This is a genomic window from Campylobacter sp. IFREMER_LSEM_CL1846, from assembly GCF_025772105.1.
GTDB classification, from domain to species: Bacteria; Campylobacterota; Campylobacteria; order Campylobacterales; family Campylobacteraceae; genus Campylobacter_D; species Campylobacter_D lari_D.
Window position 1 is genome coordinate 62,783 of record NZ_JAKMRM010000009.1, and the last position, 11,805, is coordinate 74,587.

Sequence of the window (11,805 nt, forward strand, 5' to 3'; positions counted from 1 at the left end):
TTTAGTGATTATTATATGCATCATTTAAAGATGTAAAATCTAAAATTTTATACCTAGCTTTTAATCTTTCTTTTGCATTTTCAACATCTATATTATTAGGTAATTCAACTTGCACTTCAAAATAATTTGCCACCACAGGCTCTGAATCGGCTGAATTAATACTTAAAACATTAATCTGCATTTTAGCCAAAGTAGTTAGAAAATCCGCTAAAGAGCCTTTTTTATTTTCTATAGAAACAATGATTTTGTAACTTTTTATCGAGCTATCATTCCAAGAAACAAAAACCATTTCTTTGTTATCTTCTATCATCTTCATTGCTTGTTCGCAAAGTTTATGGTGTATTGTAGCACTAGTTGAATGTCTAAAAGCAATGATTTCATCTCCTCTTTTAGGTCTACAACAATAATCAAAATTAATCGTAGTTATTTTATAATTAGAACCAATCACTATGCTTTCAAATTTTTGTTCATTTTGTTCAAATTTAGCTGCTTGATTTTGTCCTACATATTTTCTAAGAGCTATAATTACCTCTTTAAAATAATTAAAATCTAAAGCAATTTGTCTGAGCTTTTTATTAAATTTTTCTTTTTCAAGCCATTCTTCTATAAGTTTAGAATCTTTATTAAATGCCGTAGATAAAAGATTAATGGCAATTTTATTGTTTAATTCTTTTTTCTTTTGCTTACAAAAATCTCTTATGCTAGCCCTAGCTTTTCCTGTTTTAACACTATCTATCCAAGAGCATCTAAAAAATTCTTCCTCCGAAGTTTCAATACTAACTATATCTCCATTTTTAAGCACAGTTAAAAGCGGGACTCTCATACGATTTACAAAGGCGGTTTTTGCATGAAGTCCTACTTTAGTATGAACCTCATATGCAAAATCCAAAGCCGTAGCTCCACGCGGTAAGGTAAAAATTTCACCTTTAGGAGAATATACTGCTATATCCTCAATATATAAACTATCCTTTGCATATTCATAAAGCTCAATAGCATCACAATCTTGTATATTATTTCCTTCTTCTTTACCATGCATAGAAATATCTTCAAGCCAATCTAAATTTGGTGTTGCAATATTTCCTTCTTTATATTTCCAATGTGCTGCAACGCCAAATTCAGCAGTTTTATGCATATCAAAGGTGCGAATTTGAGCCTCTATGATATTTTTTGCATCAAAAAGTGTTGTATGTAAGGTTTGATAACCATTTTGTTTTGGCAAGGCTATATAGTCTTTAAATCTTGAAATCAAAGGATTAAAATGCGTATGTAAAATTCCCAAAGCCAAATAACAATCATAAACTTTTTCAACCAAAATTCTTACACCTAAAAGGTCTAAAACTTCATCAAGCCCCACACCTTTTCTTTGCATCTTTAAATAAATAGAATAATTATGTTTAATTCTTTTATGTATAACAAAACTACCTTGTCTAAACCCATTTTCCAAAAATAACATTTCTATTTTTGAAATAAATTCATTAAATCCAAGTTGAATTTGTTGATCTTTTGCATTTATATAATTATCAATTTGTGCATATTCATCAGGAAGCAAAAATTTAAAACTTAAATCCTCAAGTAAATTCTTTATACTTGAAATTCCAAGTCTATGAGCTATAGGTGCATATACCACTAAGGTTTCTTCGCTAATTCTTTTTTGCTTATCTTCTCGTAAATAATTTAAAGTAAGCATATTGTGCAATCTATCACAAAGCTTTATTACAAGCACACTCACATCTTCAACACCCGCTAAAAGCATATTTCTAAAAGTCAGAGCAGATTTTGCAAGTTTCTCATTGGAATTAGAATGAGTAAGATGATCTTCTCTAATACTAACTATTTTAGTTAAACCTTGAACTAATTTTGTTACTTCTTCGCCAAAATTTGCATTTAACTCTTCTTCATTACAATTTGTATCTTCTAATACATCATGTAATAATGCGGCTATAATCATAGATTGTATAGGACTCAAAAAAGCTACAAAAGAAGCTACCAATATAGGATGAACCGCATAAGGTTCTCCACTCTTTCTAAATTGTCCTTCGTGTTTTTGGATACAAAACTCCACTGCTTTTTCCAAAACAGCAGATTGTGGAAAAACCATAAGTGGAAAAACCATAAAAAGAATTTCTTTTGCTCTTTGTAAATCCTTGCAATTTTTTACATCATCAACAAGTTTATCTAGCAATAACTCATCATTTACCAGCTTCAATAAATCCCTCTAATACGATTTTATCTTCTGCTATTTCATATAAAGCAATATCAGTATATTTATATTTATTTTTATCTAAATTTACTAAAGGCTCTGCGCCATTTGCAAGCTCTTCAGCTCTTTTAGCTACTACAAGAGCTAATTTATATCTATCATCTTTTAATTTTTTTAATGCCTTTGCAGCTATTTGTTCTACTCTCATTTTTTACCTTTAATCTTGATTTTTAACAATAGAGCATAAGCTCATATCGCCTTGGATAATTTTTAATAAATTTCCTTCTTTAAACATATTACATACCACAATAGGTAAAGCATTATCTTTAGCTAGGGCTATTGCCGTATCATCCATAACTTTTATATTATCATGTAAAGCTCTTTCATAACTTAACTCATTAAGCATAATAGCATCATCAAATTTTTTAGGATCTTTATTATAAATTCCATCTACCTTAGTTGCTTTAATGATCATATCTGCTTGAATTTCAACCGCTCTTAAAGTTGCAGCAGTATCTGTAGTAAAATAAGGATTGCCAGTACCACAAGCAAAAATAACTATGCGTCCTTTTTCTAAATGTCTATGTGCTCTTCTCATAATATATGTTTCGCAAAATGCTTCCATTTGGATAGCACTTTGAACCCTCACATCAAGTCCAGCACTTTCTAATGCTTCTTGCATAGCTATAGAATTAATTACAGTAGCAAGCATACCCATATGATCGCCACTTGTTCTTTTTATCAGTCCATCTCTTGCAGCAGATACCCCTCTAATGATATTACCACCACCTATTACAATACCTACTTCAACATTTTCATGAATCAAACTTTTTATTTCAGAAGCTATATATTTTAAAATAGAATTTTCTATACCAAATCCATTTTCTCCGGCCAAAGCTTCTCCAGAAAATTTAACCAATACTCTTTTTCTTTTATTGTTCATTAAATTTCTCCTTTGATTTAAAACTATATCAAAATTCGCATTAAAAAAAACTAATTTATTTAATCATTTCCAAAGGATTGATATGAAAATTCTTTTGGGTTACTTCAAAAGTTAAATCACTTTCAACCCTACCTATAATATAACCTTTCTTGATATTTCTACCTACTTTAACCCCAGGAGCAATTTTATCTAAATGTGCATAAATAGTATGTATACCATCTTTATTTTCAACAATCACAACTTGCTTTAAAGTTGGAGTTGCTTTTGCAAAAACTACTTTTCCATCTAAGACATTTCTTACCGCAGCATTAGCACTATCACTTTTTAAAACTACATTTTCATTATAGATCTTAATATTATAAATAGGATCTATATAATTTCCAAATTTTTGCTTTACTGTATAAGATTCTAAAGGAGCTATTGTCTTAGGACCATTATATCGCTTAACACTGCTTGTTTGATAGCTTGAACCTACTTGTTTTATGTTTGAATTTGGCTTTTGATCATCCTTTTTTTGTGCTAATTTTTCTTCTTCTTTTTCTTTGATAATTTTTAATTTATTGAGTGTTTTTCTTAATTCTTGCTGTTGGGCTTGCAAATTAGAAAGTTTTCTAGTATAAATTTCTTTATCAGTTTTTTGTTTAGCTATTTCTTGCTCTTGTTTTTTTCTAAGGTTTTTGAGCTCATCAATTTGATCTTTATAAACTTTTAAATTATTATTAATTGTAGTAATTTGTCTTTGCTTTTCTTCTATTTTTTTGCTCACATCTTCATAATCTTTTGAAATTTGATAAAATTCTTCTTTGAAAATTTTATCCAAAACCCCAACTAACTCCAAAGCAATAATACTATCTTCACTTTCAATATAATTTTTAGGGATTGCTAAATCATAAGCAAAATCTTTAGCAATTAAATCAATTATTTTTCCTTCGATCTTATTTTTATTTTGCAAAAGATCTTTATTTTGTGCATTAAGCTGTTCTAATGCTTTTATTTGAGTTTTCACAGATCCTTCAAGTTTAGAAGTTTTTGAAGTTAAGGTGCTAATTTCTGAAGCAATTTTTTTTAAATTTTTCTCATTATCTAAAATTTCACTAGCTAAATCTTCTAATTTTTTAGATAATTGCTTTACTATGCGTTCATTTTCTTTAATATCTTTTTGCTTTTGTGCAATTTCATTTGCAAATAAAACAGAAAAGGAAAATAAAAAAAGCAAAAAGCATTTTTTCATTTTCTAACCTTAAACATCACAAAATTCACACAAGCAAAACAAACACAAAGCATTGCTAAAAAAATCAAAAATAAATGCGTGAAAATACTTATTTTAGGTAAGCTAATGTCTACACTTTGTAAAGCTAGTTTAATGGATTCAAGATCATAAACTTGGGTAAAAAATAATACAAGCAATAAAAATGCTATAAAACAATCAATAAAAACTATCTTATAAAGCATAAAAGATCTAAACCAAAATGGGGCGCCAAGCAAGCACATGATTTCCACTCTTTGAGTATGCTCGAAAAGCCAAATTTTCATTTGTTTAAGCAATAATACAAAACTAAGCAATATTATAATAAACAAGAAAAACCATAATAAAAATTTCACTAAAACTAAAAGTTTATAAATTTTTGTATGCGTTTTTGCAAAAGTCTCCACTCTAGTAATGTTAGGATTTTTTAAAAGTTTATCTTTTAAAATGTTTAACTCATCTTCTGACAAAAGCTTATTAAGCTTCAAAGTATAAAATTTTGGCAATGTAGCCTTTAAAACCTCTATGTTTTTAGCTGATATATCATTTTTAAGTCTATCTATCATTTCATTTGGATTTAAAATTTCTAAAGACTGAAAATGACTAACCTGCTCTTCTAAGCTTTTTTTATCTAAGTGAGTTTTTCCTACTAAAATGATATTATAGTCTTTATTTAAAAGTTTTTCATAATATTCAATAGTTTTATTTGTGATAATCAAAAACTCAAAAGCAAACATCATCACCATTAAAGCAAATATTAAAGAAAGATGATTTTTAAAAGATTTCATTCATTCTCCCATTTTCTATATTAAAACGACGATAATCAAGTCTTAAATTAGTAGGAATTCTATGTGTAACAACTACCACGCAAGTTCCAAGTATTTCTCTAGCTGATTTTAACAAAGTCCATATAATATCTGAAGAATACTCATCTAAATTTCCCGTTGGCTCATCGCATAAGAGTAATTTTGGATTATGCGCTAGAGCTCTTGCCATAGCCACGCGTTGCTGCTCTCCACCTGAAAGTTGAGCTGGCTTTTTATCAGCTTTGAAAGTTAAATTTACATGCTTTAAAAGCTTTGCGGCTTGTTCTTTACATACATTTTTACTATAACCTTTAATCATCAAAGGTAACATTACATTTTTTTCTACACTAAATTCTTGAACCAAACGATAATCTTGAAAAATAATTCCTATTTTTTGCCTAAGCTGCAAAAGTTCAGCATTAGAAATATCCACTAAATCATTATTGCAAACCTTTAAATTTCCACTTATTGGCTCCAAATCCCCATAAAAAGATTTTAACAAAGTTGATTTTCCACTACCACTTTTTCCTGTGATAAAAACAAAATCATTATCTTTTAGCGAAAAACTAGCATTTTCTATAACAAGCTCATCATAACCAAGACAAAGCTTTTTGGCTTCTATCATCACTGCTTTTTCCTTATCATTTGTTTGATAATTATTTAAATCATTATTATTTAATATAAGAATACAATATTTCTCTTAATTTTTCTATAGCTTTTAAATTTTCTTTAGTTTTAAAAGGTTGCTCAAAGATAAATTCTATCTTTTGTAAGTTTAATACTATATAAACATGTTCAGGTTTATAAAAAGCACCAAAAGCTATTTTAATAACAAGTTCTTCATCTTTAATATACATTTTTTCAAAATGCAAGAAAAAATCTTCACCTTTAAAAACTTCATTTTTAAAATTCTTTTTTATACAAGCTAATTCTTTTGTATTTAATTTTAAATCCTCAATAGCAAATTTTTGATTTTTATTTAAGCTTTTACTCTTGCTAAAACCACTAATGATTAAATCATATATATCTTTATTTTGTCTTTTCCAACGATCTTCATATTTACTTGAAATTTCTAAATTTTCATTTTTTTTGATTAAAGCTTTTAAATGTGAGAAAGTTAAAAAAGTCTCCAAAGTAAAATCAAAATACAAAAAACTATCCGTTCTAAGTTCAAATTGTCCATCTTCTTTTAAAACCCTAGCACATTCATTTGCAAAATTTAACCCCACTACTCTACGGTGAGGCTTTTTATCCCAAGGAACAGGAAAATGCAAAAAGATTTTATCCACAAGATTAGATTCAAGTACGCTTAATAATAATCTTGCATCAGTTTCTATTAATAAAACATTGTTTAAATTTTCACTTAAAGCAAGTTTAGCTACTTGTTCTAATGCAGGAGTGTAAATTTCTATACCAATTATCAGTACATTAGGATTTTGCCTAGCTTGATAAAGCAAATGTCTACCACTTCCAAAACCTATTTCAATATAAATCTGTTTTTTATTTTTTATTTGTTCTAAAATTTCTTTTAAATCATTAGCAATTAAAGGTGTTTTTTGGATTAACCTTGTGTGTTTTAGCGCCACAGCTTCACAAACTACATCTTGAGTAAAATTTTCTTTAAATACAAGTAAAGCCTTTTGCAAATACCCAATTTGCGAAGGCTTAGTATGTTTTTCACCCTTTATAAGCCATTCTTGACTTTTTTCATCTTTTTTAATTTGTAAAAAAAATTTTTCTTGGTTTATACGCGTAAAAAGCAAATCAACATTTTCACCTTTAGCAAGCCATAAGAATTCAACTCCATCTTTTTCAAAAGGAAGTTGAATTTCTTTTAAAATTTTACACTTAAAATTTGGCATTATTTTACCGCTGTAAATTTATCAGAAGCTTTTGATTCTATGCCATTTGCATCAATTGCAATAACTTCATAACTATATACTTTTCCAGGAGCTGCAGTAATATCTTTTAATTGTTTAGATTTAATCTCTTTAAACACAGCATTACTTCCACCACCACTTCTTTTAACTATGTATTCTTTAGCTCTATCATCATTATCAATCCACTCTACTCTAATACCATCATCTTCAACAGCACACAAAACAATACTTGGCGCTAATGGTGCTCCTAGGGTAATACCTTCAACAGGCTCACTTGCTATAGGACTTTCTAGGCCATCTTTATCGACCATACTAACTTTATAATATCTTTTTTCAGCCACACCTTTAACCACATCTTCATAAGTATTTTCAGAAGTTTTAGCTACCACACTAAAAGGTAAAAAAGTAGTTGAACTTGAATAAATTTTATAATAAGCAAAATCAGCATAATCAATTTTATCCCAAGTTAAAATAATTTTTCTTGGTGCGTCTTTACTTGCTTGTAAATTACTTATCATAGGAGGAAGGGCTTTGGTAGTTGATTCTACTATTTTACTTGGAGTGCTTTTAATACCATCATAAGTTAAAGCTATAATTCTATATTGAAAACTTTCATCAGGTTTTAGCGAATCATCTATATATTCAGCACTTAAGCGATTTTTGATTCTAGCTAATTCTTTAAATTTCATATCTTTCATATTTGCACGCTCAATGATGTATGAATTTACTCTTACATCAGGGTGTGGTCTCCAAACTATTTTTACACGATTTGGCAAACCAACAATAGCTTGCACAAAAGGCACTGGATCAATCACTCTATTTGTAAAAGCTTCTATACTTACACCATCTTGAGAAACTTGTCCAAGTTCATTAAAGGTTTTCATAGAATAATAATATCTTGTATTTGGTGCTAAATTTGTATCAGTATAGTGAGTTTGAAATTTATTTTTGATTTTTGCTATAAGCTCCATAGGTGCACCAGCTGCATTTGTTCTATAAATATAATAACCTGCTATATTTTGATCATACAAAGGTTCCCATTCAAACGCTATACTTGTAATATCACTTATACTTTTAATACTTGATATTTTTGGTAAAGTATCATTTACTTGAGCAATTTGCGGTGAACTTACGCTACAAGCACTAAAAGCTAAAGCAGAACTTAAGATAATCCAATGAAGTTTTTTCATCTATCTCTCCTTGTGTAAAATTTTCTTTTAAAATTTGATAAAAATCATCAAACATAGGAGCTTTTACAAACATCAACTCTTTAGTCCTAGGATGAATAAAATAAATCAAATACGCATGAAGCATTACTCTATTATACTTTATTTTTCCTTTATATCCGTATAATTGATCTCCTAAAATATAGCGATTAAAATCTGCTAAATGCACCCTGATTTGATGAGTTCTTCCTGTGTATAACTTAGCAGCTATCAAAGAGCAATTTTTAGCACTTAATAAATTTATAAAATCTGTTTTTGCATTTTTTGCTAAAGGATTTTTAGTATTTGTAGTAATTTTTTTAAGCCTATTGCTAGGACAACGCATAATAGCTTTTTCATTACTCATTTTATCATTTTTCAAAGGCAATTCACTCAAAGCAAGATAAAATCTACCCATACTTTTATCCAAAAGCTGATTTGCTAAAAATTGATGTGCTTGATTGTTTTTAGCTATGATGATAGCTCCACTTGTGCCCTTATCAAGTCTATGTACAAGCCCTGCTCTATGTTCTCCATTTAAATTTGACAAAGCATAGCCCTTATGCAAAAGCCAATCCACCAAAGTCGCTTCTTTAACACTACTTGCACCATGCACGACAACATTAGGAGCTTTGTTTAAAACTAAAACATCATCATCTTCATATAAAATTTCTACATCAAACTCAGGCGTGTAGCTTTCTTTGGCTTCTTTTACTAAAGGTAAAAAAATACTTATTTCATCTTTTTGTTTTATTTTTTTAGAACTTTTATTTTCTATTTTTTCATTAATATATATGCAGTTTTCTTTGATTAGTTTAGCAACTTGCGAACGACTTTGCTTAAGTATATCTGATAAAAAAACATCCAATCTTTCTTCACAAAGTGATGAAATTTTTAGCATATTATATTTCCTTGTGATAAAATTTGCAATTTTAGCATATAATTATGTAATATTTTATAAAAAAGGGTAGCTTTGATAAAACTTGATAGAAGAATTTTAACACATTTTGACTTTGTACAACCTCTTTTAGTGTTACCTATCATAGCTATATCTTTTCTTTTAATTTATGAGGCAAATACGCGCTTAGCTGAAAAACAATTTATCTATACTTTAGTGGGTTTTGCAGGATTTGCGTTTTTTTTCTTTTTACCCTTAAGAAGACTAATGTGGCTTATACCTGTGCTATATTGGATTAATATAGCTTTACTTTTAAGTGTGGATATTTTTGGTGTTGAAAAACTTGGAGCTAGAAGATGGCTTGAAATACCTTTTACGCATTTTACCATACAACCTTCTGAAATTTTTAAGCCCTCTTTTATTTTAATGTTAGCTTATTTGATTTATCAAAATCCTCCACCGCCTAATGGCTATGGCTTAAAACAATTTTTAAAGCTAAGTTTTTATATTTTACTTCCATTTTTACTTATAGCAGGAGAACCTGATTTGGGAACAGCTTTGGTGCTTTTAATAGTAGGCTTTGGAACGCTTTTTATCATAGGGGTAAATTATAAAATTTGGCTTAGTATTTTTTTAGCTATAGCCATAGCCTCACCTATTATTTATAGTGATTTTTTAAAGCCTTATCAAAAACAAAGAATTCATGATTTCTTAGCTGAAGAACCAAGTTACCATGTAAAACAATCCATCATTGCAATAGGAAGCGGTGGTTTGAGCGGAAAAAAAGCAGATGAAGCCACACAAACACATTTTAAATTTTTACCTATTTCTACGAGTGATTTTATCTTTGCATATTTGTCTGAAAGATTTGGTTTTATCGGTGCAGTTGTAATCATACTACTTTACACCTTACTCATTTTTCATTTATTGAGTTTAAATTATAAGCTCAAAGATGATTATTTTACAAGAGTGGTGACAAATTGCATTGCTTTGTTTATTTTCATATATGTAGCGGTAAATATATCAATGACCATAGGTTTTGCTCCTGTTGTTGGTATACCTATGCCATTTTTTAGTCATGGGGGAAGTTCTTTTGCTACTTTTATGATTTTCTTTGGAATTTTACAAAATTTAATAACCTTTAGATATTTAGCAATAGAAAAAGCGGTAAAAATAAAATTCTAAATTTAAATTAAGGAAATAAAGATATAATAACATTTTTATTTTAACTTCTGGCGGATTTATAGCTCAGTTGGTTAGAGCAACCGGCTCATAACCGGTTGGTCGCAGGTTCGAGTCCTGCTAAATCCACCATTTAATTATTATTTTATATTTATTGTATTTTAATTTTATTATTTCTTATTAGTTTTGCATTACAGCTTGATTTTCAAAAAAACATTTTCCAATGATTTTTTAGTATTTTGATGATATTTTTGCAAATTTCTTTCTTTTTGCTTTCTTCTATTTGAAGTTTATCTAAAAAAGTTTCTTCAAGAGTGTTAACAAGTTGTGTACATTCTTTTGCATCAAATGTTTTTGATTCATTTAAAGATGATAATGCTTTTAACAATAAATCTTTATATTCCATAAGAGTTTTAATATCTACCTCTGAAAGCTGAGCTAACAGAGATAGAAATTGTGCAAAATTATACAGTGACATATATTTCTTTCTTTTTCCACAACATTATAAAATGTGCCTATATATCCGACTAATAAAATATTTCATGATCTCCACCGCCAAAAGTAACTTCTCGTCTCAAAGTTGTAGCATTACCAAAAGTACTAAATGTCATATTAAATACAGGAATGTCAGTTAATGGTTTTGTGCACCATGTAGTCGATATTATAACTTTTGCTACACTAGAGCTATTGAATGCTTCATCCCATCTTTCTATAACTGGACCAGTTTGACCAAAACCAATGCTAAGGCTGGTTCCAGAGAAATCAACCTTTTCTCCTGGAATCCCATCATATAATGTTAAAGTTACAGTAGTGTAGCATGAAAAAGGATCTTTCCAAGAATCAAATACTGCATGAATTTTTTTTTGCACTTCAAAACCTTCTAAAATTGTCTCAACATTATCACCTTTCTTATTTTTATATTTCACTTTAAGATTAAAAATTCTACCAGTATGCTTAGTAACACTTGTGACAGGTTTAAAATTTAAAAAAACCGACCCTTTATAGTTAGTTTGAAGTACTCCTTTATTTACAAAATCAACATAGCCAAGATACTGATCTGGCTGAACTTCAACAATAGAATTTGGAAGGAATCCATACATTTCAATAGTCGTTCCTGTTTTAAATGGAATATACAGTTGATTCACTTTAGGTTTGGCATCACCATAAAATTCAGCCGTTTTACTAGCTTTTCCGCTTCCATCTTCATATTCAACACTTACTGTTATTGGACGCATATAAGGTGAAATCGATTCGAACTTAGTTAATGCTATACCTTTGCTATCAAAATATTTTGGAATTAATTTTTCTTTTGGCAATTTCCCATCACCATCAATACTCCATTTAATTTTTTCATAAGGAGTGCCTCTTGCGAGTATACTCACAATTTCAATTAATTTTGGATTTAGTTTTGTTTTGCCAAGAGTTAATTGAATTGGAATCTTCTT

General features: G+C 28.9%; 12 protein-coding genes and 1 tRNA gene. 2 read left to right on the forward strand and 11 right to left on the reverse strand.

What is annotated here, in order from left to right; translation table 11 throughout:
• Position 1 precedes the first annotated feature (1 nt).
• Genes L8W40_RS05530 through L8W40_RS05570 form a run of 9 tightly spaced genes read right to left on the reverse strand, consistent with a single transcriptional unit; the run spans position 2 to position 9,181 of the window.
• Positions 2-2,206 (reverse strand): RelA/SpoT family protein, encoded by a 2,205-nt coding sequence (locus L8W40_RS05530; protein WP_263664885.1) that lies wholly within the window; start codon positions 2,204-2,206, stop codon positions 2-4.
• Entirely contained in the window at positions 2,190-2,408 is a 219-nt protein-coding gene (locus L8W40_RS05535; protein WP_133319250.1) for a DNA-directed RNA polymerase subunit omega, read from the reverse strand. Before L8W40_RS05535 ends, L8W40_RS05530 begins: the two co-directional genes overlap by 17 nt.
• 9 nt (positions 2,409-2,417) lie before the next feature.
• The gene (pyrH, locus tag L8W40_RS05540; RefSeq protein ID WP_133319251.1) at positions 2,418-3,143 is read right to left on the reverse strand and encodes a UMP kinase; all 726 of its coding nucleotides are present in this window, start codon (positions 3,141-3,143) and stop codon (positions 2,418-2,420) included.
• 55 nt (positions 3,144-3,198) lie between these two features.
• A complete protein-coding gene (locus tag L8W40_RS05545) occupies positions 3,199-4,374 on the reverse strand; it encodes a murein hydrolase activator EnvC family protein (protein ID WP_133319252.1) in 1,176 nt (391 codons plus the stop codon).
• On the reverse strand, positions 4,371-5,177 hold the full coding sequence (locus L8W40_RS05550) for an ABC transporter permease (protein ID WP_220566338.1): 807 nt from the start codon (positions 5,175-5,177) through the stop codon (positions 4,371-4,373). Before L8W40_RS05550 ends, L8W40_RS05545 begins: the two co-directional genes overlap by 4 nt.
• Entirely contained in the window at positions 5,164-5,820 is a 657-nt protein-coding gene (locus tag L8W40_RS05555; RefSeq protein WP_039625813.1) for a cell division ATP-binding protein FtsE, read from the reverse strand. Before L8W40_RS05555 ends, L8W40_RS05550 begins: the two co-directional genes overlap by 14 nt.
• A gap of 46 nt (positions 5,821-5,866) precedes the next feature.
• Positions 5,867-7,057, reverse strand: a complete 1,191-nt coding sequence (trmB, locus tag L8W40_RS05560; protein WP_263660620.1) for a tRNA (guanosine(46)-N7)-methyltransferase TrmB — start codon at positions 7,055-7,057, stop codon at positions 5,867-5,869.
• The gene (locus tag L8W40_RS05565; RefSeq protein WP_263660619.1) at positions 7,057-8,265 is read right to left on the reverse strand and encodes a ferrous iron transporter A; all 1,209 of its coding nucleotides are present in this window, start codon (positions 8,263-8,265) and stop codon (positions 7,057-7,059) included. The genes trmB and L8W40_RS05565 overlap by 1 nt, the downstream gene beginning before the upstream one ends.
• Positions 8,219-9,181: an RluA family pseudouridine synthase gene (locus L8W40_RS05570; RefSeq protein ID WP_220566342.1), complete on the reverse strand. Its 963-nt coding sequence runs from the start codon at positions 9,179-9,181 to the stop codon at positions 8,219-8,221. Before L8W40_RS05570 ends, L8W40_RS05565 begins: the two co-directional genes overlap by 47 nt.
• A gap of 72 nt (positions 9,182-9,253) precedes the next feature.
• Between L8W40_RS05570 and L8W40_RS05575 the strand changes: the two genes are divergently transcribed.
• Positions 9,254-10,363, forward strand: coding sequence for an FtsW/RodA/SpoVE family cell cycle protein (locus tag L8W40_RS05575; RefSeq protein ID WP_087700555.1), 1,110 nt, complete (start codon positions 9,254-9,256; stop codon positions 10,361-10,363).
• Between the two features lie 52 nt (positions 10,364-10,415).
• Positions 10,416-10,492 (forward strand) — tRNA-Ile (locus tag L8W40_RS05580).
• Positions 10,493-10,565: 73 nt separating this feature from the next.
• On the opposite strand, the gene L8W40_RS05585 is transcribed toward L8W40_RS05580, so the two are convergent.
• Positions 10,566-10,838 (reverse strand): hypothetical protein, encoded by a 273-nt coding sequence (locus L8W40_RS05585; RefSeq protein WP_263664886.1) that lies wholly within the window; start codon positions 10,836-10,838, stop codon positions 10,566-10,568.
• 49 nt (positions 10,839-10,887) lie between these two features.
• Positions 10,888-11,805, reverse strand: a 918-nt coding sequence (locus L8W40_RS05590) for a hypothetical protein (RefSeq protein WP_263664887.1), incomplete at its 5' end; no start/stop codon positions are given.

Coding starts and splice junctions, on each gene's coding strand:
- L8W40_RS05535 (WP_133319250.1), bottom strand. CDS start 2,408: ATGAGAGTAGAACAAATAGCTGCAAAGGCATTAAAAAAATTAAAAGAT.
- pyrH (WP_133319251.1), bottom strand. CDS start 3,143: ATGAACAATAAAAGAAAAAGAGTATTGGTTAAATTTTCTGGAGAAGCT.
- L8W40_RS05545 (WP_133319252.1), bottom strand. CDS start 4,374: ATGAAAAAATGCTTTTTGCTTTTTTTATTTTCCTTTTCTGTTTTATTT.
- L8W40_RS05550 (WP_220566338.1), bottom strand. CDS start 5,177: ATGAAATCTTTTAAAAATCATCTTTCTTTAATATTTGCTTTAATGGTG.
- L8W40_RS05555 (WP_039625813.1), bottom strand. CDS start 5,820: ATGATAGAAGCCAAAAAGCTTTGTCTTGGTTATGATGAGCTTGTTATA.
- trmB (WP_263660620.1), bottom strand. CDS start 7,057: ATGCCAAATTTTAAGTGTAAAATTTTAAAAGAAATTCAACTTCCTTTT.
- L8W40_RS05565 (WP_263660619.1), bottom strand. CDS start 8,265: ATGAAAAAACTTCATTGGATTATCTTAAGTTCTGCTTTAGCTTTTAGT.
- L8W40_RS05570 (WP_220566342.1), bottom strand. CDS start 9,181: ATGCTAAAAATTTCATCACTTTGTGAAGAAAGATTGGATGTTTTTTTA.
- L8W40_RS05585 (WP_263664886.1), bottom strand. CDS start 10,838: ATGTCACTGTATAATTTTGCACAATTTCTATCTCTGTTAGCTCAGCTT.